20 protein-coding genes are annotated in these 19,696 nt (G+C 60.4%); 11 read left to right on the top strand and 9 right to left on the bottom strand.

Annotated elements, in window-relative coordinates:
• Positions 1–25: 25 nt before the first annotated feature.
• From ASD63_RS34880 to ASD63_RS04810, 4 genes are all read right to left on the bottom strand, one after another.
• Positions 26–451: a hypothetical protein gene (locus ASD63_RS34880; RefSeq protein WP_060528835.1), complete on the bottom strand. Its 426-nt coding sequence runs from the start codon at positions 449–451 to the stop codon at positions 26–28.
• A 786-nt stretch (positions 452–1,237) separates the two neighbouring features.
• Entirely contained in the window at positions 1,238–3,298 is a 2,061-nt protein-coding gene (locus ASD63_RS04820) for an ATP-binding protein (protein ID WP_244497216.1), read from the bottom strand.
• A complete protein-coding gene (locus ASD63_RS04815; protein ID WP_060528833.1) occupies positions 3,273–4,781 on the bottom strand; it encodes an ATPase domain-containing protein in 1,509 nt (502 codons plus the stop codon). The genes ASD63_RS04820 and ASD63_RS04815 overlap by 26 nt, the downstream gene beginning before the upstream one ends.
• Positions 4,782–5,185: 404 nt before the next feature.
• Positions 5,186–6,157, bottom strand: coding sequence for a fatty acid desaturase (locus tag ASD63_RS04810; protein WP_060528832.1), 972 nt, complete (start codon positions 6,155–6,157; stop codon positions 5,186–5,188).
• A gap of 240 nt (positions 6,158–6,397) precedes the next feature.
• Here ASD63_RS04810 and ASD63_RS04805 point away from each other — a divergent pair, with 240 nt between their 5' ends.
• The 5 genes from ASD63_RS04805 to ASD63_RS04785 are packed head-to-tail and all read left to right on the top strand — an operon-like array spanning position 6,398 to position 11,757.
• Positions 6,398–7,960, top strand: a complete 1,563-nt coding sequence (locus ASD63_RS04805) for an ABC transporter substrate-binding protein (protein WP_034799894.1) — start codon at positions 6,398–6,400, stop codon at positions 7,958–7,960.
• A gap of 42 nt (positions 7,961–8,002) precedes the next feature.
• Entirely contained in the window at positions 8,003–8,980 is a 978-nt protein-coding gene (locus ASD63_RS04800) for an ABC transporter permease (protein ID WP_060528831.1), read from the top strand.
• Between the two features lies 1 nt (position 8,981).
• Entirely contained in the window at positions 8,982–9,815 is an 834-nt protein-coding gene (locus tag ASD63_RS04795) for an ABC transporter permease (RefSeq protein ID WP_034799891.1), read from the top strand.
• On the top strand, positions 9,812–10,786 hold the full coding sequence (locus tag ASD63_RS04790; RefSeq protein WP_060528830.1) for an ABC transporter ATP-binding protein: 975 nt from the start codon (positions 9,812–9,814) through the stop codon (positions 10,784–10,786). The genes ASD63_RS04795 and ASD63_RS04790 overlap by 4 nt, the downstream gene beginning before the upstream one ends.
• The gene (locus ASD63_RS04785) at positions 10,786–11,757 is read left to right on the top strand and encodes an oligopeptide/dipeptide ABC transporter ATP-binding protein (protein WP_034799888.1); all 972 of its coding nucleotides are present in this window, start codon (positions 10,786–10,788) and stop codon (positions 11,755–11,757) included. Before ASD63_RS04790 ends, ASD63_RS04785 begins: the two co-directional genes overlap by 1 nt.
• Here the strand turns inward: ASD63_RS04785 and ASD63_RS04780 are convergent.
• Positions 11,739–12,545: a PhnD/SsuA/transferrin family substrate-binding protein gene (locus ASD63_RS04780; protein WP_034799887.1), complete on the bottom strand. Its 807-nt coding sequence runs from the start codon at positions 12,543–12,545 to the stop codon at positions 11,739–11,741. The genes ASD63_RS04785 and ASD63_RS04780 overlap by 19 nt on opposite strands.
• An 89-nt stretch (positions 12,546–12,634) precedes the next feature.
• Here ASD63_RS04780 and ASD63_RS35985 point away from each other — a divergent pair, with 89 nt between their 5' ends.
• Genes ASD63_RS35985 through ASD63_RS04770 form a run of 4 tightly spaced genes read left to right on the top strand, consistent with a single transcriptional unit; the run spans position 12,635 to position 14,529 of the window.
• The gene (locus ASD63_RS35985; RefSeq protein ID WP_244497215.1) at positions 12,635–13,027 is read left to right on the top strand and encodes an FAD-binding protein; all 393 of its coding nucleotides are present in this window, start codon (positions 12,635–12,637) and stop codon (positions 13,025–13,027) included.
• A complete protein-coding gene (locus tag ASD63_RS35980; protein WP_244497214.1) occupies positions 13,018–13,824 on the top strand; it encodes an FAD-binding protein in 807 nt (268 codons plus the stop codon). The genes ASD63_RS35985 and ASD63_RS35980 overlap by 10 nt, the downstream gene beginning before the upstream one ends.
• A complete protein-coding gene (locus ASD63_RS35975; protein ID WP_244497213.1) occupies positions 13,772–14,209 on the top strand; it encodes an FAD-binding protein in 438 nt (145 codons plus the stop codon). Before ASD63_RS35980 ends, ASD63_RS35975 begins: the two co-directional genes overlap by 53 nt.
• Complete coding sequence (locus ASD63_RS04770) at positions 14,209–14,529, top strand: ferredoxin family protein (RefSeq protein WP_060528829.1); 321 nt, start codon at positions 14,209–14,211, stop codon at positions 14,527–14,529. Before ASD63_RS35975 ends, ASD63_RS04770 begins: the two co-directional genes overlap by 1 nt.
• Positions 14,530–14,745: 216 nt before the next feature.
• On the opposite strand, the gene ASD63_RS04765 is transcribed toward ASD63_RS04770, so the two are convergent.
• The gene (locus tag ASD63_RS04765) at positions 14,746–15,786 is read right to left on the bottom strand and encodes a LacI family DNA-binding transcriptional regulator (protein ID WP_060528828.1); all 1,041 of its coding nucleotides are present in this window, start codon (positions 15,784–15,786) and stop codon (positions 14,746–14,748) included.
• 102 nt (positions 15,787–15,888) lie between these two features.
• On the opposite strand from ASD63_RS04765, the gene ASD63_RS04760 reads away from it, so the two are divergent.
• On the top strand, positions 15,889–16,725 hold the full coding sequence (locus ASD63_RS04760; RefSeq protein WP_034799881.1) for a phytanoyl-CoA dioxygenase family protein: 837 nt from the start codon (positions 15,889–15,891) through the stop codon (positions 16,723–16,725).
• A 101-nt stretch (positions 16,726–16,826) separates the two neighbouring features.
• Here the strand turns inward: ASD63_RS04760 and ASD63_RS04755 are convergent, their stop codons facing one another.
• Complete coding sequence (locus ASD63_RS04755; protein WP_060528827.1) at positions 16,827–17,078, bottom strand: Atu4866 domain-containing protein; 252 nt, start codon at positions 17,076–17,078, stop codon at positions 16,827–16,829.
• The gene (locus ASD63_RS04750) at positions 17,075–17,632 is read right to left on the bottom strand and encodes a hypothetical protein (RefSeq protein WP_060528826.1); all 558 of its coding nucleotides are present in this window, start codon (positions 17,630–17,632) and stop codon (positions 17,075–17,077) included. The genes ASD63_RS04755 and ASD63_RS04750 overlap by 4 nt, the downstream gene beginning before the upstream one ends.
• Before the next feature lie 134 nt (positions 17,633–17,766).
• Here ASD63_RS04750 and ASD63_RS04745 point away from each other — a divergent pair, with 134 nt between their 5' ends.
• Positions 17,767–18,693, top strand: a complete 927-nt coding sequence (locus tag ASD63_RS04745) for a LysR family transcriptional regulator (RefSeq protein ID WP_060528825.1) — start codon at positions 17,767–17,769, stop codon at positions 18,691–18,693.
• Between the two features lie 90 nt (positions 18,694–18,783).
• Here ASD63_RS04745 and ASD63_RS04740 read toward each other — a convergent pair whose 3' ends face one another.
• Positions 18,784–19,539, bottom strand: coding sequence for an SDR family oxidoreductase (locus ASD63_RS04740; RefSeq protein ID WP_034799873.1), 756 nt, complete (start codon positions 19,537–19,539; stop codon positions 18,784–18,786).
• Between the last annotated feature and the right edge of the window lie 157 nt (positions 19,540–19,696).

The following is a 19,696-nucleotide window of genomic DNA, read 5'->3' as shown; positions in this document are numbered from 1 at the left end:
ATACGTTTACCAGCTCAATCGATCTCTACCGCGGTCGACGCCCCAGGCGGAGCTCCACCATCAGACGCACCAACCATCTTCTGACATCCGAGGTCGCAATAAATTCTTCTACATGTTCGATCGCGTAATCGAGCGTTTGTTCAGTCAGGGCAGTCGCCTCACTCGGCGAGGCAGTCAGGCTCCGCGCCCATGCTGACAAATCAGGCAACAAATCTACTACGCGGGAGTTCCCGTCGCCGCTCATGGGGAGGCTGAACTCCTCCAAACGCGTTTCGAGTTCCCGCGCATCACGCGTGCCGCTCATGAACAATTCAAGGGTGTATCGGGCCAGCCACTCTCCCTCGTCGCTTTGGCGGTTTATCGCGCGAGCACTCACGATCTTCTCATAGACCGTGGCAATTACAGTGAAATCTTCAGGAAGTATGTATCCGGATTGTTGCGGAACAAACATGGCGCAATCTCCTCCAGTTGGGGCGAAAGCGCTTTTTGATCTTCCAGCCGCCGGAGCCCTTCTTAAAGTCCAGCGATGATCACATTGTGCGCCTCTGAAGGCTCAATTGAAAGTAACTTTGACATATTGAGCGGAATTCTGGTTTTCTGCTTTCGGATTTCAAGTTTCCGGCAATCGTACTGCCTTTGACAATGCCTGTTTGTTCGCGGCCGGCCAGAAACGTGTGTAGATCCTCAATCGCTGCCAGTCCTTGCCCAACCACCCGTCCAAGTTCTCGGGCGCCCAGGCGTTGGTTTGACCCTTGTGGCGCGAGGCCCAGGCACGCACTCCGAGCAGGAAGGCCGGTCCGCGCAGGCTCAACCTTCCCAGCGCGATGGATGCGCGCGGGGTAACAGCGATGACAATGAGGTACGACCGGATCAATAAGGCAGTTCTAAACGCCGCCGCCAGCGGCCTCTTGCTTCGGCGCTGGGTAAGGTCCTGCAGCAAAACACAGAGCACTCAGTAGCTGTTTGGCTGCTTCGCTTGCCGATCCCTTTGCGGGCTTTCTAAGGGATGAGTTTCGTGGCGGCGTCAGCGACGAGGCGGAGCTATTTGAAGAAGCGATGGCGCGTGAGGGTGTCCGCCACGGCCGGCATCCGTTCCTTGTCAAACCGCCCGCAGTCGCTTGAGCTTGAGCTTGATCAACTAGAAGCAATGGCGCGCCACCCAAGCTGGGGTGGCGTCTAACAAGAGGACGTGACGATCGGCACCGTGCCAAAGCCATTCATAACCTATCGCGTTGGTCTAACTTAGACCCCTGAGGACACTCTCGATCTCCACGGCGAGTTGTTGCTGACTGTAGGGCTTTGCGAGCCTCGCCACGTCGAAATCGATGCCGGGTGGCAGCTCGGCATATCCCGATGCAATGAGAATCGGAAGATCCGGAAATAGGTCCCGCGCGGCATTTGCGAGGTCTCCCCCCGTCATTTCCGGCATAGAATAATCCGTGATGAGCAGGTCGAAGCGGCCATCGTCCTTAAGATGAGCGAGTGCCTCCTTTCCAGAATGCGCCTCGACGACCTCGTGGCCCAGATCGACGAGCATGTCGACCGAACTCATGGCGATCAGGAAATCATCGTCCACCAGAAGAACGCGTAGCGGTTTTACCCTTTGGTCCGGTTCCGAAACCTCCGTGTCCTTTGACACAACTGGGCTTTCGTCCGAAACCGGAATCCAGAGCTCGGCTCTGGTGCCTTTCCCTGGCGTGCTAGTGAGCCGCAGCGCTCCTTGCAACTGAAGGGCGAGGCCATGAATCATCGACAAGCCCAAACCCGTCCCCTTGCCAAGTTCCTTGGTCGAGAAGAACGGCTCTATCGCCTTTTGCAGCGTGTTGTCATCCATGCCGTGGCCCTCGTCGGCAACGGAGAGCACGCCGTACCGACCCGCCGCGAGTTCGCCCTCCGGCTTCGCCACATTCTCCACCTGAAGCGATATGCAGATCGTCCCGCCGTTCGGCATAGCATCTCGGGCATTCACCACGAGGTTGAGAAGGGCGAGCTCCAACTGGTTGGAGTCAGCAAGTACCGGATCCATTCGATCGGGAATGCGAATTTCGATCACAATGCCCGTGCCGACTGATCGATTAAGGAGATCCGTCATCTCCCTCACCAACTCGCCCAGATCTACTGGATCTACACTGAGGTCCTGCCGGCGCGCGAATGCCAAAAGCCGCTGTGTTAGCGACGCACCGCGCTTTGCGCCCTGAAGCGCACCATCGATCAAACGCTCGGCTTTCGCGTCACCACCAGTGTGTTTGCGCAGGAGCTCCAGGTTTCCTAGCACCGCCATCAAAAGATTGTTGAAATCGTGAGCGACTCCACCTGTCAGCTGACCGATAGCTTCCATCTTCTGGGCCTGCCGAAGCTGCGCCTCGGCACGCTCGCGCTGGGCCACTTCCGCCATGACGGTTCCGTGAGCCTTGTGCAGTTCAGCCGTCCGCTCGGCGACACGCTCTTCAAGGATCTCGTTCAATCGCTTTTGCTGCTCTTCGGACGATACCCTGGCGGTGATATCAGAAGAGACGCCAACCAACTTGACCGCGTTCCCACTCCGGTCGCGATAGAGCTGCGCGCGCATTTCCGCCCAATGAATGGACCTGTCGGGCCAGACGGTACGATATTCGATTGCATAGTCGGCCCCGCTCTCGATGGTGGCCTGCATCGCCGTTTTCATCCTCTCCACATCGTCAGGATGAGTAGCGGCAAGGAGGTCGCCATAGGTGAATGCCCCGCCAGCGCTCCTGCCGAACACCCCCCGACAGGTGATCGATGTGGTGAGAGCATAGGTGGTGAGGTCGAGTTCCCACGCACCCAGATGGCCTGCCTCAAGCGCCGTCTTTAGCCGCCGTTCCCCCTCGTCCAGCGCCTCGATCCGGAGTCGAGCTTCGTACTGGCGTCGGCGGCCCCGCAGCGCCGACCTCGCAACGCTGATGAACGTCGTGGCATGAAATGGTCGTTCTACAAAGCTGACGTTCCCCAGCACCTCCAACAGGCGGCTCGCGGAAGGGTTACGCTCAGGCCCACCTCCTCGATGGGTCAAGATGATAAAGGGAAGGTCGGACCAGCTCGGTTGCGATTTGATCCACGCCGAAAGTGGGCGAAGGTCGGCCGAGCGCAAGGCCTCCTCCGTCACGACAGCAAAAGCAACATCCTCATCCAGAGCCGAGACGAAAGCGGCAACGTCCTTGCCGATTTTCGGCCGAATGCCGGCTTCCGACAAAAGCGCGGCCGCGATCTGCGCGTCCCTTCCCAAAGGGGCATGGATCAGAGCAATGGCGTCTCTATTTGGAATCGTCCTCGCCCTCACTTGACTTCAGCAGCGGTTGGTTTTCACCGACAAAGGTCGGGACGCCGCGTAACACGCCCTGGAAATCCGAAAGAGGATCTCCAAGCGAAAGGCCGCCCTGGCCGATCGTAAACTCCCTTATCGTGTCCTCGTGTTTGCCGGTCCGCTTTTTCACGACGGAGATCGCCCTCCTGACCTTGCCGACCGCCTCGAAGTAGCGCAGCAGAACGACGGTGTCGGCGAGATAGGTCACGTCTACCGGCGACTTCATGTCACCGACCAGACCATGCTGCGCCACCGTTACGAAGGTGTTTGCGCCCTGGCGGTTCAGATACTGCAGCAGCTCGTGGATGTGGAGGACGAGCGCGCTTTCCTCCGGCATGGAGGCCTGATAGCCGTTGATGCTGTCTATGACGACCGTCTTTGCGTCAAATCTGGTAACGTGCTCGCGCACACGCTGGGCGAACTCGCCAGGTGAAACCTCAGCTGCATCCAACTGCTCGATGTGAATAGAGCCGTCCCGCTGGTAGTCTTCCAAGTCAAAGCCAAGGTCTTTCATGCGCCGGAACAGCAGCCCCAGTTCTTCATCGAAGATGAAGAGGGCGGCCTTTTCGCCACGCTTGACGGCCGCTTCGACGAATTGAAGCGCAAAGAGACTTTTACCCATGCCCGCAGGACCGATCAACAGCGTGCTCGATCCCCGCTCGATGCCGCCACCCAGCAACGCGTCAAGTTCAGCGATCCCGCTCTTTAACGTAGAGCGCTCGAACTCCGTGCGGTGCTCGATCGCTCGCAATCGCGGAAAGACGGAAACACCTCCAGTCTTGATGATAAAGTCGTGATAACCACCGCGGAATGCCTGACCGCGGTACTTGGTAATCCTCAGGCGGCGTCTTTCCGAACCATAGCTCGGCGCCAGTTGTTCAAGGTGAATAACCCCGTGCACTACGCTGTGAACCGTCTTGTCGAGACTGTCGGAGGTCATGTCGTCGAGAAGCAAGACCGTGGCGCCTGTAGACGAAAAGAAGTGCTTCAAAGCCAGAATTTGCCGGCGATAGCGAAGGGAGCTTTGGGCAAGCAGCCTGATTTCCGACAGGCTGTCGAGCACGACGCGGTTCGGCTGAACCCTTTCGAAAACCTCAAATATCATTTTGGTGGTCTCGCCGAGTTCCAGATCCGACGAGTAGAGCAAGCTCTGCTGTTGTTCGGCGTTCAACAGGCTCTCAGGCGGAACGAGCTCGAATATTTCGATATTTCTATGGATTTCCATCCCGTGCGACAAGGCACTGTCGCGTAGCTCATCCTCGGTTTCGGACAACGTGATATAGAGACATTTCTCACCGAGCGCGGCGCCCTGCTGAACAAACTGCATGGCGATCGTGGTCTTCCCCGTGCCCGGCGCCCCCTCGAGAAGGAATACGTGTCGACGTGACAACCCCCCCGAAAGGATGTCGTCCAGCCCTTCGACACCTGTTTTGGCCTTCGACATAACGCTTGTGTCCATTTTTGCCCTCCGTTGATCACAGGTAACTAGTGTCGAGCGGAGCGAAGGCAACAGGCGAGTCGTCACCATACGCATGACACCTACGGCTGAACCGAGGATTGGCGACCACGATCATGGCGCCGTATCCGAACCTCCCGATTGTCCTGGCGACCGGCTACGCGGACGTCGAACGCATCGGCGCCACGTCACTTCCGGCCACGTGCAAAGCCCTATGCGCGACGGCCGCTCGCTGAGGCTTTGTCGGCAACGGCCGTGAAGGTTGAAACCCTGCCGGCATGCGGTTTCTGCGAAACCACCAATATTTAAGCGATATAGAATGCTCTGCGCATCGGAAATACCCACCAGCATTCCGGCCGTGCACACTGGAATCCCGCCGCCGAAGATCTGTCGTGCAATCCTCTCCTCTACAGATACTCGCTAGAGATCATTGACGACGAGCTTCTGTGAAGGGGATGACGCAGGTCGTCATGCGGCCGGAAGAAGTAGCGGCGCGCCACGTCGAGATAGCCGTCATAGATGAGCCCGCCATTGATCAACACAAGCGTCTGCTTGTGCCGTTGGTAAAGCGCCGGGATCCGGTACCAGGGAACACCCGGCCGCTGGTGGTGGAGGACATGCAGGTTGTTGTAGAGAAACAACAAACCAAAGAGCGTGCTGTTTTCGACGATCGCTGTGCGCTCGTCGTGATGATCGGCGTAACGGTGCTCCGCATAGGAGCGCAACCGGGTCAGGGCCGCGCCGACATAGACAAAGCCGAAGAGGTAGAGCCACAGAGGCATGCCGCAGACGGCGATGACCCAGACCAGAACGGCGGCTACGCCGATCGCGTGACGGATCCAGAAGTTGCTGCGGGCTCGGGCCCCTTCCAGGAGGAGTGCTGCCTCCTGCGCCAAGAAACTGACGATCATCACCAGCGGACCCAGGATCAAGCGCCCGAACAGGGTGCTGTTCCACCTGGCCAGAGACCGCCCGACGAGACCCAGCCGATCCCAGCCTGCCTGGGTGAGATAGGATGACTCCGGGTCCTCTATGGGATCCGTCAGATGTTCATCGCGGTGATGGGTCAAGTGTCCCTCGCGGTAGATCGCGTAGGGCAGCCAAAGCGACAGCGGCGGCCAGCCGATGGCGTCGTTGATGCTCCGATTTCGGGTTGGATGGCCATGGATGACCTCGTGTTGCAGCGATCCATGCCAGGCAATCAGCCATCCGCCGAGCGCGATGACAACCGCAAGGGGGAGCGATTGCCAAAACCAGGTAAGCCCAAGAAAGCCGCCATAAATGACGAGCGCGAGAACGACGGTCTGCCACTCAATACGGGTGATGCTGGAGAGGGACGATTGTGACGGAAGGTCTTCTGAAGACCGAGAATTGGACATGTCGTGTTACCCGGAAAGCGAAAAAAGCAATAGAATTCAACCGCCAATATAATCGCGCTGCACCGGAACCCGCGCCGCATGTCTTTGCAAGACGGCGCTGAAAAACGGAAAACTGGTTGCGTCAGAAGAACGAAACGTAAAATATTTATTCTATGTAATTGATGTATTATTAGCTCTAATGCGCCCATCGAATTGACGCGCTGCCCTGCCCTGGGGAGCGCCAATCCTGGAGGACATGCCATGACATTCAACCCCACGCGACGGCAGGTACTTGTCGGCGGCGCTTCCCTCGCGACGATCGTTGCGCTTGGTGGCGTCCATCCGGCCTTTGCCGGCGCCGATCGCACCAAGATCACCGTGCGCGTCGAAAAGGATCTCTCGAACCTCGATCCGGCCAATCGATCCGGTCCGATCGACCTCAACGTCATCTGGTCGGTGCAGCAGGGGCTGATCTCCTTCAAGCCCGGCTCGACCGAATGGGAATTGGATGCGGCCGAAGAACTGGAACAGGTGAGTGATACTGAAATCCGCTTCAAGCTGCGCAGTGGCCTCGCCTTCACCGGCGGCTACGGCGACCTGACAGCGGAAGACGTGAAGTTCTCTTTCGAACGCTTCATCACGCCAGACGCGGAAGGCAAGCCCGTCACCTACGCGAAGGACTGGTCAGCGCTCGATCGCGTGGAGGTAACCGCGCCGCTCGAGGGTCGGATCATCCTCAAGAATCCGGCGCCGGCGCTCTATACGATCGCGCTCGCCGACGGTTCCGGCCGCATCGTCTCGAAGAAGGCTTTCGAGGCGCTCGGCAAGGATATCGCCACCAAGCTCGTCGGAAGTGGACCCTACGTGCTCAAGGAATGGACGCCGCGTGAACAGTTCGTGCTTGAGATCAACCCGGACTACAAGGGACCGATCAAGGCGCATTTCCATCAGATCGTCGGCAAGCCGATCGGCGAGCAGAAGACCGCCGAAATCGCCTTTAAGTCCGGGGAGATCGACTTCACCGCGATCGATCCCGAAAACGGAAAGTCGATGGCGGCGCTGCCGGATGCAAGCATCACCGAGATCCCGGCGATCGACTATGTCTGGTTCGGCCCGAACATCGAGAAGGCGCCGTTCGACGATATCCGCGTGCGTCAGGCCATCCGCTATGCCGTCGATATCGATGCCATCCTGCAAGGCGCCTATTCCGGCCTTTATCCGCGCGCTAACGCTCTGCTTGCCCCGAGCCTGCTGGGCTACTGGAAGGACGCGCCGGTCCATGCCCGTGACCTCGATAAGGCGCAGGCGCTGCTTAGAGAGGCGGGTCACGCCGACGGTTTCAAGACGAAGCTCACCATCGAGGCCAATGCCCGCTATGAGGCGATCGCCCAGATCATCCAGGCAAACTTTGCCGAAGTGGGTATCGAGGTCGAGATCGAGGCATTGGAATCGGCCGCCTACTGGGCGCTCGGCGAAAACGACGCCAGCAAGGACCTCGAACTTTCGCTCATCAAATTCAACGGCAAGTTCGACCCCGGCTTCCAGACACAATGGTTCACCTCGGCGCAAGTCGGTCAGTGGAACTGGCAACGCTGGAAGAATGCCGATTTCGATGCCTTGCACGAGAAAGGCGGCGTCACGGTCGATCCGGCCGAGCGCGAGAAGATCTACATCGAAGCGCAGAAGCTTCTCGACGAATCGGCTGCCTTTATCTGGATCACCCACAACCTCAACGCGTTCGCTTCGCGAAAGTGGCTGAAGCCCGGCGTCCTGCCGAACGGCAATAACTGGCTTTACACCGCCTTTACGCAAGCGACGGCTTGACCTGATGGCAGCCTGCGTTGCGACAGAAGAGGATGCGCTGCAATGAGGAGCGCGTCCCTTCAAATCCATCTTGGCTTCAAGCTGGCGACGGCGGCACTTGCCGTGGCCGGTTCAGTCGTGCTCCTGATGGCCCTGACGCGGCTAATCCCCGGGGATCCCGCGACCGTGATCCTTGGGTCGCGCGCAACGCCTGAAGCGGTCGCGACACTCAATGCCCGCATCGGCCTCGACAAGCCGCTGATCGAACGGGTTTTCACCTTCTTCGGCAGGCTCGCCTCCGGCGATCTCGGAGAGGACGTCTTCAACGGGCGGCCGGTCCTCAGCCTGGTTCTGAATGCGCTGCCGAACACGGCCGCGCTTGCGGTCGCATCAATGCTGTGCGCCGTAGCCCTCGGCTTGCCGTTGGCGCTTTTCAGCGCCCGCTGGCCGGGCGGCAAGACAGATCGAATGGTCGCGTTCCTGAGTGTCGGATTCATTTCGACGCCGAGTTTCGTCGTATCGGTCTTCCTGCTGATGGTGTTTTCCGTGCATCTGCGCTGGTTTCCGGTGCTGGGCGCCGGGGAAAGCGGCAACCTCGGCGACCAGCTTTGGCACCTCGTATTGCCGACGGCGGCGCTCGCGGCCGGCTGGGTCGGCTACATCGCCCGGCTCCTGCGCTCATCGCTGCTCGAGGTCCTCGGGGAAAACCACGTTCGCACGTTGCGTGCCTATGGTGTCAGCCAAACCAAGATCATGATGAAATACGCACTCAAGCCGGCAATCCTGCCGACCCTGGCGGTGCTTGGCATGGGTTTCGGCGAACTCCTCGGCGGCGCCGTCTTTGCCGAAGTGATCTTCAACCGCCCGGGCCTCGGCTCGCTGATCTACGACGCCATTCGCACACGCAACTATCCGGTCGTCCAGGGCGGCGTCTTCGTCATCGTCATGCTCTATGTGCTGACCAATCTGATCGCCGACCTCTCCCAGAGCCTGATCGATCCACGCGAGCGCGCCCGCCTTACATCTGGTCAGGGACACTGAGATGCAAGCCTTCATCGCTCTTTCCCGTCGCCCGGGTGGCACGTTTGCAATGCTTGCGGTGACGCTTCTCTGTCTGGTGGCGATCGCCGCACCGGTGATTGCGCCCTATGGCCCGAACGCAATAGCGCCGGCGAACCGGTTGATGGAGCCGTCGTGGCAGCACCTGCTTGGAACGGACCATCTCGGTCGCGACATCCTCAGCCGGCTGATCTATGGAGCACGGGTGGCGCTCGGCATTTCACTCTCGGTCATTGCCATTTCCTTGAGCGCCGGCGTCACTTTCGGGATTGCGGCCGCCCTTTCGCCGCGTGCAATCGATCTCGCCGTGGTCGGCGTCTTCGACATCGTCACTTCGTTTCCCAGCATTATACTGGCCTTGGCATTGGTGGCCGTGTTCGGCCCTGGCCTCGGTAATGTCGTGCTGCTTGTCAGCATTGTTTTCATTCCCCATTTCGGCCGAGTTGCCCGCGCCCAGACGATCGCCATTCGCAACAGTCCCTTCATCGAGGCCGAAAAAGTGCTTGGGGCAGAGACCTGGCGGGTCGTGCTGCATCACGTAACCCCGAACATCATTGGTCCGATCTTCGTGCTGGCCTGCATGGATATCCCTGTTGTCATCACCATCGAGGCGGGCCTGAGTTTTCTCGGGCTTGGCGTGCGTCCGCCGCTGGCAAGCTGGGGCAACCTCTTGAATGACGGCTATACCTATCTCGACCAGTCGGTTTGGCTCGCGACCTTTTCCGGACTGGCGCTCGTCCTTGCTACCCTCGGCTTCGCGCTTCTCGGCGAGGCCTTGCGCGACACGCTCGACCCGAAGCTGAGGAAAGCCCTTTGACTGACGCCCTTCTCACCATCGAAGACCTGCACGTGTCCTACCGGGGTCACGAAAGCACGGCTCACATCCTCGACGGCGTCGATATAACCATTGGTCGCGGACAGTCCGTCGGTCTCGTTGGCGAAAGCGGCAGCGGCAAGTCAACGGTCGCCTTCGCCCTGCTCGGGCTGCTTGACGGCAACGCGCAGGTTTCCACGCGTCGGGCCGCCTTCGATGGGCGCGAAATGCGCTTTGGCGTAGACGAAACCAGGGCGTTGCGAGGGACCGACATCGCAATGATCTTCCAGGATCCCATGACCGCGCTCAATCCGATGTTTACCATCGGAACGCAGCTCGTCGATATCCAGCGGCGGCGCTTCCCCCGGGAGAGCCGCAACAGGCTCTGGGGCCGCGCGCAAGCAATGCTTGTCGATGTCGGCGTGCCGGATGCGGCAGCGCGCATGCACCGCTATCCGCACGAGTTCTCCGGCGGCATGCGCCAGCGCGTGGTGATCGCCATGGCACTCCTGGTTGAACCGAAGCTGTTGATTGCCGACGAGCCGACAACCGCGCTCGACGCGACGATCGAAGCGCAAGTGGTCGAGGTGCTGGACCGGCTACGACAGCGCACGTCCGCCTCCATGCTGGTGATCAGCCATAGCATGGGCCTGATCGCCGAACTCTGCGACAGCGTAATCGTCATGTATGCAGGCACGGTGGTGGAACACGGACCCGTGCGCGTCGTCTTCAGCCGCCCGCGCCATCCTTACACCCGCGCGCTGCTCGCCTGCGAGATCGATCCCTATGCGGCCTTCGATCCCTCGCAGGATCTGGCAACCATTCCCGGCACCGTGCCCGATCCTGCACGCCGTCCCCAAGGCTGCATTTTTGCCAGCCGTTGTCCTGCCCGCCACGACCGCTGCAATGAAAGGCCGCCCCGGCGGCAGACGCGAGAGGGGCGAACCTATTCCTGCTGGCAGGAGGCTGTGTAATGGCCCGCCCCATTCTAACCCTCGATAACGCGATGGTACGCTACGATCGGCTCACCGCGGTCGACAACGTCTCGCTTGAACTGCGGCGTGGCGAAACCCTGGGACTCATTGGTGAAAGCGGTTGCGGCAAGTCCTCGATCGCCCGCGCGATCGTCGGGCTGCAGCCGCTTTCCGAAGGCACGCTTGCCGTGGAGGGCGAGACACTAAAGGATGCCTCCAGGCAACACCGCCTCATCCTGCAGCGCCGGATCCAGCTCCTGTTTCAGGATCCCGTCGCGTCCCTTTCGCCTCGTCTGACGGTCCGAGCCTTGCTTAGCGAGCCCCTGAAGATCCGCAACGCCTTCACGGCCGAGAACTGGGGGCGGATCATGCGGCTGGCCGAAAGGATCGGGCTTGGCGAGCAGCTTCTCTCTCGCTATCCCCATCAGCTCAGTGGCGGGCAGGCGCGGCGCGTGGCTCTGATCCGCGTGCTTGCAGCCGAACCGTCGATCGTCGTCGCCGACGAACCGACCGCCGGCCTCGACATCTCGGTACAAGGCGATCTTTTGAACCTTCTGCGAGGGCTCAAGGATCACCTGGGCCTCAGCTATCTGCTGATCTCCCACAATCTCAATGTCGTCGGGCGGGTCGCGGACCGGGTTGCCGTCATGTATCTCGGACGCATCGTCGAGAGCGGGCCGACCGCCGCTTTGTTTCGCGGCCCCGCGCATCCCTATACCCAAGCGCTTCTTTCGGCCAATCTGACGCTCGATCCCAGCCGCCGACACGAACGAATCGTTCTTTCCGGAGAATTGCCGAGTCCCGCCCATCCGCCGGCCGGATGCCGGTTCCATAGCCGCTGTCCCTTGGTGCAGCCGATTTGCGCAGCAGAAGCCCCTGCCCTTCGGGCGGGCGAAGACGGACGCGCTGTCGCCTGTCACTTTCCGCTGGCCGCAAGGCCGGCCGTCATCCCTCAGACGATAGCAGGGTAACCATGGCGTGCAGCGTCCCGATCAAGCTCGGCCAGTGCCTCGTAGTCGGAATCGCCCAGGAGGCTGATGCCTTTGAGCGAGAGCGTGTCGCAGACGCCGCCGAGTTCAGGATCGCCGATCGTCTCCGCCAGTGTACGACGCAGGATCATGAGGTCTTTGGCCGAGGTCAAGGCGGATGTGATGAAGGGCAGTCCGGGTCCTTTCGTCGTCTCAGCAAGAACACGGACCGCGGCCACGCGATCGGGATCGAAGCGCAGTGTGTTGCCGAACGTAACGCAGTCGATTGCCGCGACGTCGGCCGCGCCAGTCGCTACGGCATCGATGCTTGCTCGGTGCCCGCCCGTCTCGATGACCGACGAGAAAAAGCGGCCGTCGACCGCATGTGGCGCCACCGCAGCTCGAAACAGGTTGTAGCCGGAATTGCTGCCCGGTTCATTGATCGCCGCACGCATCCCGCGCAGATCGCCGAGCGAGCTGGCCGACGACCGGGCATTGACGATGATGAAACTGCATTTGTGCGGGCCGTCGCAGCCAGGCAAGTCGTAAACGGGCGTCGCCACCAGTTGAACCCTCCCGCGAAGGTGCTGGACATAGGGATATCCGCAGGTCTGGCCGAACAGCAGGTCCGGACGAAACCACGCCTCGTTGTAGGCGACGGTCTCGTCAAGCGCCCCGGGCGCATCAAGGCCATACCCACGCAATCGGTCCCCCAATGCTTTCCAGAAAAGCCGCGTCGCCTCCTCGATCGGCGGCGGACTTACATACATGGCGAGGCTGGCGAGAGGCATGGGCGGGCTCCGGCAAAAACGACTCAAAAATCTATGCATTGCATAGATTTAAATCGCAACGATATTTCTTGGTCGAGAGGATCCCTGTCATGAGTGTGCCATTGCAACAGTCAGGTGAGGCAAGCGTCGCCGCCGTCGAAATCGGTTGCGACGTGCTCGTGATTGGCGGTGGACCCGCCGGGTGCTGGGCCGCCATCGAAGCTGCATCCAGCAACGCTAAGGTCGTGCTGGTCGACAAGGGATATTGCGGCAGCTCCGGTGCCACGGCTTCGGCCGGCACCCAGATCTGGTATGTGCCGCCGGACCCGGCGGAACGGGAGGCAGCCATGGCCAGCCGCGAGGCGATGGGCGGTTATCTGTCCGAACGTTCCTGGATGGTGCCCGTCCTCGACGGTTGGCGGACTGGGGCTACCCCTTCCCCCGTAACGACGACGGGGAAGAGCAGCGTATCTCGGTCCAGGGGCCGGAATACATGCGGCTGATGCGGCGCCGGGTAAGGAATGCCGGGATCACCATTCTCGATCATCATCCGGCGACGCAACTGCTGACACTGGAAGGACGCGTCGTCGGCGCAAGCGGCCTGCGGCGCCAGGCCGGCGGTCATTGGGTGGTGAACGCCGGCGCCGTCGTTCTTGCCGGTGGCGGCTGTGCCTTCATGAGCAAGGCACTCGGCTGCGACGTCTTGACCGGAGACGGCTATCTGATGGGCGCGGAGGTTGGCGCCGAACTCTCGGGCATGGAATTTTCCTCCGCCTACGCGATTTCGCCCGCCTTCGCCTCGATCACCAAGACGGCGCTTTACCGCTTTGCGCAGTTCTACCGGAAGGACCACAGCCTGATCGAGGGAGCGGGTTCGGCCCGTGGGCGCTCGATCATCGCCCGCACCTTGCTTTCGGAGCCGGTGTTTGCGCGGCTGGACCTTGCCGGGACTGATGAGGTCAAGGCGATCCTCAGGCGCGCGCAGCCGAACTTCTTCGTTCCGTTCGATAGGCGCGGCATAAATCCCTTTACCGATTTCTTCGAAGTCAAGCTGAGGCTTGAAGGTACGGTCCGTGGTACAGGTGGATTGAGGCTGACCGGCCTCGACTGTTCCGGGGCTTTACGCCGCTGGCGACAACGCCACCCGCGAGCCGATCTGCGGCGGGTTCACCGGCGGTGGCAGCCACAACGCGGCCTGGGCGATCGCCACAGGTGCCTTTGCTGGCGCGGCTGCCGCGTCCTATTCATTGCAGCGGGTAAGCGCTACCGATTTCGGCCCGGCATGCATCGCGCTCTCTGACACGAAGGGCATCGACCCGGCAGAGATCATCAAGGCTGTCCAGAACGAGGTATTCCCCCTCGACATCAATTACTTCCGCACGCATTCGGCCCTTTCGGCATCTCTGAAGCGGCTGGACGCGCTTTGGGAAAACGTCGGACGGGCAACCGCTCTCAACGAGGATCATTCCCTCAAGCTACGGCAGGCGCAGGCCATGCTGGCAACGGCGCGTTTCATGTATCGCGCGGCGCTTTCTCGTACCGAAACGCGCGGTATGCACAGACGGGAGGATTATCCGACGCAGAACCCCGCCCAACACCACAGGCTCATCCTCAGCGGCCTCGACCACATCGCCGTTCGGCACGAAGCGGTCGATCCCGGCGTATACAAGCAAGCAGCAGAATAATGATTGAAGTTCTAGACACCAACACATGCACCGACTGCAATCTTTGCGTCCAGGTCTGCCCCACCAACGTGTTCCAAGCACAGCGCGAAGGACCGCCGCTCATCAAGCGTCAGGATGCATGTCAGACCTGCTTCATGTGCGAACTCTACTGCCCCGTCGATGCGCTGTATGTTGAACCGGATGCTGAGGCCGTCCACGGCCTGACCGTCGAAGGCGTGCATGAAAGGCAGCTTTTCGGCAGCTACCGAAAGGCAATCGGCTGGCACAAGGACACTCGCCACCACCGTCTCATCGACGACCATTTCCGATTACCGCAATAGACAAGAGCCACGTCGTGACGTCACGCGCCGCCGGATCAGGCGTCAAGACCGGCGACGCGCGCCGATGGCTCGGAGTGGGATAGCTGGTAAGGTTTCGGGGGCGATGCATTTCTCTTGGCCATTTCCGTCTTACGCGGGTGAGCAACACGCGCGCTCTTGGAGCGCAATTTCCAAGATTTTCGTCCGCTGAAATAATTACCCATCGCCTTGATCTTGTCAGGCCGATTTACGACTGACCGAGCCCCGGACGACCAACGTGCAGCCAAGCTTTTTTAGGCTGTGATGCGTTGAGCGCGGCTTCTTTGCAAGGTGCTCAATCGCCCAGGCGCCCATCGGCCGGTGCGGAAGCTCCAGGGTAGTCAGTTGCGGTCGCAGATGGCGCGACAGTTCGTCGTCATCGTAGCCGACGACAGAGATGTCCCGCGGAACGCGCAGACCTGCTTCGCCAATTGCCATTAGGCAGCCCATCGCCATCTTGTCGTTCTGGCAGAAGATCGCCGTAGGCGGCTCTCGAAGCGACAGGAGTTTTTGGGTAGCCTCGAAACCGGATGTCGGTGTCCAGTTTCCTTCAGCCACCAGGCCGTCATCATAGGGCAGCCCCGCCTCCGCCAGCGCCTCACGATAGCCCGCGAGGCGATCCTGCGCCGCCTCCATGAAGCTCTCCCCGACGATCGTTGCGATGCGTGTATGCCCCTTCCTGATAAGGGTCGCCGTCGCCATGCGCCCGCCGGTCACCTCATCGGGAACCACTGCGGGAAAACGGTTATCACTGGTATAGCAGTTGAGCAGCACGAGCGGAACGGGTAGGTCCTCGAAGACCGGGTCGAGCGATATGCGGCGGGTGAAAACGGACATGTAGACGATCCCCTGCGCACCGGCCTGCAGAAGGCTGGCCACCGCTTTGCGCTCGTGCGTGGCCCGTCCCTGCGTCTGCGCCACGAGAATTGTAACATCGTTCTCCCAGGAAGCGTGCCGCGCGCCCTCGATGGCGTTGACGGCTTCCGGGGTCGTCGCGAGCTGATCAACGATGAAGCCAATACAGCCGCCGCGAAGATCCTCAAGGCCCGCGCGACGGATGGGGCTTGCAAGCCCGTAGCCAAGCCTATGCGCGACATCCAGCACGCGCGCCCGAAGCTCAGGGGATATCTTGATGTCCGTGACATTGTTGAGAACCACCGAGACCGTCGCCTGCGAACAGCCGGCCGCCTTGGCCACATCCATCATGGTTACGCGCGTCTTCGTTTTTCCACCGCTCATGTCGCCCCCGTCTTGCCCTCTCTACACCAACTAATAAAAATCGGCCATTGACTAATATTTATTAGTCGCAGTAGCCTTGTTGAAAATTGGGAGGAGAACCGGATGAAAACGAAGCCAGCACCCGACTACGATATTGCTGCGCAGATGGCGCAGCTGGCGGCAGACGGCATCATCGGGCTGAAGGGTGCTTTTAGTCTTGCATGGGCCGACGATATGCACGAGGACATGATGACGGCCTTCTGGTCGGCCATTCAAAGGCCCGGCGGCGCGGTCAGCCGGGGACCGCGCCGCTGGTATGTCGAAATCCATCCCCAGGCCTTCCGCGGCTTCGTCGATCTCATCACCCATCCATGGGTGGTGGATGTCTGCACCAACGTGCTAGGATCGGACTACCAGATCGTGGAGATAGGCCTCGACGTGCCGTTCCAGGGCGCGAAATACCAGCCGTGGCACCGCGACTTCCCCTCGCCTGTAGATACCTATCGAGACCACCAGATTACCTCGCTTGCCTTCAACCTCACCGGCGTTGACGTCACCGAGGATATGGGGCCGTTCGAAGTGGCGCCGGGAACGCAATATGACGATGGCCGGGAATGGAAGCACGAAATGTTCCCGGACAAGGCGCTCTGGAGCCGGTTTCAAGAGCGTGCGACACGCAAGTATCCGCAGCGCGGCGACATTTCCTGCCGGTCGGCGCTGACGGTGCACCGAGGCACGGAGCATCAGTCCCCTATTGCACGACCCGTCATGGTGCTGGGTGTGGACAGGCCGGGCGCTGGGCATGCAGAGTTGCACGACATGATGGTCACGCGGGATTGGTATGATGCCCTGCCGGAAATCGGCAAGAAGCACCTCGTCTGCCGCGTGGTGGACGAGCTCGTGCCGATTACGCAAAAGCACGACATCGAGGGACTAGTCATGGGCGCCGATCCAAGTTGATCATTGGCCCAGCCGATTGCTCCGAAGAGGCCCTACGCACGACCGGATCGGGCACGAAGAACGCGGCCCGCTGAAAGCCGCCTTCTGATCGTGGGGATGCTTCACGGTTTGCGGTACAGCACCATGCCCGCATGATAGAGCACGCCATCGACAAAATCGCCATCCGCCGTGAACCCGGTATCATCCCAGTATTCGATATGGTCGCCGGTCACTTCATAGCGCCCCTGATAGGCGCTTTCGCGCCGCCCGCGCGCCTCGTCGTAGCGGCCGTTCGGCAGAAGCGCGTGCCGGATGTTGCCATCGGCCGTGACCCACATGCCGGCATAGGGGTGTGGTGAGGTTTTCCCGGTCATTGTGCCTTCCCCAGGAATTTTTCGATTGTTTTGGGCTCGACCGTCCAGGCGTAGTTCAGCTCATGGCGGATCTTCCATGCCCCCTTCACGCATTGCCAACCCAACTGCGAACGACCGTCGAAAGCAATCACTTTTCCGTCGAGGCGTTCGATCCGGCCGACAAAGCCCAGAGTGGTCGAGGCAACGCTGTCTCCGATGATCTCATCGTGCCCGTCGGTCAGGCCGTGGGCAACGGACCGTGCCGCATTCTGCAGGTCTTCCCAGTTTGCACCGTAGCGGGCCGCATTGCGGAAGAGCTGTTTCTCACCGGGCGCAAAATTATCGTAGAAAACGCCGGTGGTGTTCTCCAGGTCGTAATATGCGCGCATTTTCTCGGCGAATACGAAGCGGGGATCACCCTCATGCCGTTCCCATCCCGTCATGATCCAGCTCTTGTGGAGCGACAAGGGAGCTTTGTCGCCCTGCTGGGGGCAAGCGGCGTCCCGGGCGGCGGCCGGAGCTGTGAATGCGCCAGCAATGGCGGCTGCAGTCAGCAAAAGCTTCAAAGAGGTCATCGTTCTTCCTTTCATCCTGGGTGGGTTTCGATCTCCACTCGCCTTGTGCGTTGTGGGATGAAAGAAGGATAGACGGCGTTGATTGTCGTCGGTATCCCATTATACATAACCATATTGGTTAGCAGGACGCGACAATGACAATCGACTTAAACCTGTTACCCCTCTTCCTCGCGGTGGCCGAGGAGGCGAACTTCGTGGCCGCCGCTGCTCGCCTCGGTGTTACGCGCTCGGCCGTCAGTCAGGGCATCCGGCGGTTGGAAGATGGCTGCGGGATCGCGCTCGTCACGCGCACGACGCGCAGCGTCAGGCTCACTGAAGCGGGCGAGCGCCTTCGCGACACGCTTTCTCGCCCCCTGGCCGAGGTCCTGTCCGCGCTTGAAGACGTCGGCGGCAACGTCAACCCCCACGGCGTGCTTCGCATCGCGGCGACCTCGATTGCCGAAGAATTTCTCTCTGGCCCGCTCATTGCGTCGTTTGCCGAGGCTTACCCCAATATTGTCTTGGATGTGACGGTGACGGACGACACGTTTGACATCGTCTCCGCCGGTTTCGATGCGGGGGTACGTCTGGGGGACATCGTTGAACAGGATATGGTGGCCATTCCGCTATCGGGCGAACAAAGGGAAGTCGTCGTGGCGAGCCCGGCCTATTTCGAAGCCAATGGATTGCCGACCCACCCAAGGGATTTGATTCATCATCGTTGCATCGGGTGGCGCCCAGCGCCGGACACTGCACCATATCGGTGGGAATTCGTGCAGGAGGGAGAAGCCTTCGATGTTTCCGTCGAACCCCAGATAACGACCAATGACCTGCGCCTGATGATGCGGACGGCGCTCTCTGGCGGCGGTATCACATTTGCGCTGGAGGAGACGTTTCGCCCCTATCTCGAACGGGGCGAATTGATTTCAGTGCTTAAGGATTTTCTGCCGCCCTTTCCGGGGCTCTTTCTCTATTTCCCCAGCCGGCGCAACATGGCGCCCAAGCTGCGGGCGCTTATCGCGCATGTTCAGCGCTTTCGACGGGAACACCGAACCAGAGCGGACACCACGTCTGTGGCGTGAGGCATAAGGTTTCCGGGGCCATCGGCAAATAGCTGCCGAAGGCCCCGAAATTGACGGACCACTAACAATTTTCGGGCAATGGCCCCTTCCTTACTTGATCTGGACGCTATAGCCGCCATCGGCCATCACGACGGAGCCAACGATGAAGCTTGCGCGGTCGGACGCGAGGAACGCCACAATTTCCGCGATCTCCGACGGCTGGGCGGCACGGCCGATCGGCGCACCCTTGCCATGCTCCGTGAGAAAGCCGGGACCGTCTTCCATGAAGCTGTTCAGCAAGTTGGTGACGACATCACCCGAGCCGATCGCATTGACGCGGATGCCATGCTCGGCAAGCTCCAGCGCCAACGTCCGGGTCAACTGTGCCAACGCGCCTTTGGACGACGTGTAGGCGGCGATTGTCGGAAAGGCGAAGTAGGAGGCATAGGACGCGATATTCACGATCGCTCCGCTCTTCTGCTTGATCATCACCTTCGCCGCTTCGCGGGAGTGAAGGAAAGCACCGGTAACGTTCGTCTCCATCACATAATCCCAATCATGGCGAGTCATCTCCACGACGGGCTTGTAGACGATGCGGGCCGCATTATTGACCAGCAAGTCGAGCTTTCCGAAATGCTCCAGAGCAAGCGCGACAGCCTCCTCGGCGCTGCCATCCCTGGAAATATCGGCCACCAAAGGCACGATTCCGTCCGCTTTTAGCGATCTCACGTCGGGATCGACATCTTCGGCGATGACTTTCGCGCCGCGCGCACGCAGCAGTTCGACAGTTGCCTTGCCGATTCCGCTCGCGGCACCCGTTACGATAGCCACCTTGCCTTCGACTTCATTTACTTGATTCACAGTCATTTTCGCTCTCCTGGTTGGAATGTCCTTTCATCGGACACAGCCAGACTAGGCGCCTCGAACAAATGCTGCTCTCGCACGCTTGCTACCATCATCGGGCTCTTGCGCTTTTATGAGCGCGGTTCGCTTTAGGGGCACAAACGACTGGCTGACCGCTGAA

Source organism: Ensifer sp. Root558 (assembly GCF_001427045.1).
Classification (GTDB): domain Bacteria; phylum Pseudomonadota; class Alphaproteobacteria; order Rhizobiales; family Rhizobiaceae; genus Ensifer; species Ensifer adhaerens.
Note: the sequence above shows the minus strand (reverse complement) of the source record. Positions and strands in the feature narration are given on the sequence as shown.

What these genes read in the sequence shown, in the direction of transcription:
- ASD63_RS34880 (WP_060528835.1), bottom strand. Translation starts at nt 451, where the DNA reads ATGTTTGTTCCGCAACAATCCGGATACATACTTCCTGAAGATTTCACT.
- ASD63_RS04815 (WP_060528833.1), bottom strand. Translation starts at nt 4,781, where the DNA reads ATGGACACAAGCGTTATGTCGAAGGCCAAAACAGGTGTCGAAGGGCTG.
- ASD63_RS04810 (WP_060528832.1), bottom strand. Translation starts at nt 6,157, where the DNA reads ATGTCCAATTCTCGGTCTTCAGAAGACCTTCCGTCACAATCGTCCCTC.
- ASD63_RS04805 (WP_034799894.1), top strand. Translation starts at nt 6,398, where the DNA reads ATGACATTCAACCCCACGCGACGGCAGGTACTTGTCGGCGGCGCTTCC.
- ASD63_RS04800 (WP_060528831.1), top strand. Translation starts at nt 8,003, where the DNA reads ATGAGGAGCGCGTCCCTTCAAATCCATCTTGGCTTCAAGCTGGCGACG.
- ASD63_RS04795 (WP_034799891.1), top strand. Translation starts at nt 8,982, where the DNA reads ATGCAAGCCTTCATCGCTCTTTCCCGTCGCCCGGGTGGCACGTTTGCA.
- ASD63_RS04785 (WP_034799888.1), top strand. Translation starts at nt 10,786, where the DNA reads ATGGCCCGCCCCATTCTAACCCTCGATAACGCGATGGTACGCTACGAT.
- ASD63_RS04780 (WP_034799887.1), bottom strand. Translation starts at nt 12,545, where the DNA reads ATGCCTCTCGCCAGCCTCGCCATGTATGTAAGTCCGCCGCCGATCGAG.
- ASD63_RS35985 (WP_244497215.1), top strand. Translation starts at nt 12,635, where the DNA reads ATGAGTGTGCCATTGCAACAGTCAGGTGAGGCAAGCGTCGCCGCCGTC.
- ASD63_RS35980 (WP_244497214.1), top strand. Translation starts at nt 13,018, where the DNA reads ATGCGGCTGATGCGGCGCCGGGTAAGGAATGCCGGGATCACCATTCTC.
- ASD63_RS04770 (WP_060528829.1), top strand. Translation starts at nt 14,209, where the DNA reads ATGATTGAAGTTCTAGACACCAACACATGCACCGACTGCAATCTTTGC.
- ASD63_RS04765 (WP_060528828.1), bottom strand. Translation starts at nt 15,786, where the DNA reads ATGAGCGGTGGAAAAACGAAGACGCGCGTAACCATGATGGATGTGGCC.
- ASD63_RS04760 (WP_034799881.1), top strand. Translation starts at nt 15,889, where the DNA reads ATGAAAACGAAGCCAGCACCCGACTACGATATTGCTGCGCAGATGGCG.
- ASD63_RS04755 (WP_060528827.1), bottom strand. Translation starts at nt 17,078, where the DNA reads ATGACCGGGAAAACCTCACCACACCCCTATGCCGGCATGTGGGTCACG.
- ASD63_RS04750 (WP_060528826.1), bottom strand. Translation starts at nt 17,632, where the DNA reads ATGACCTCTTTGAAGCTTTTGCTGACTGCAGCCGCCATTGCTGGCGCA.
- ASD63_RS04745 (WP_060528825.1), top strand. Translation starts at nt 17,767, where the DNA reads ATGACAATCGACTTAAACCTGTTACCCCTCTTCCTCGCGGTGGCCGAG.
- ASD63_RS04740 (WP_034799873.1), bottom strand. Translation starts at nt 19,539, where the DNA reads ATGACTGTGAATCAAGTAAATGAAGTCGAAGGCAAGGTGGCTATCGTA.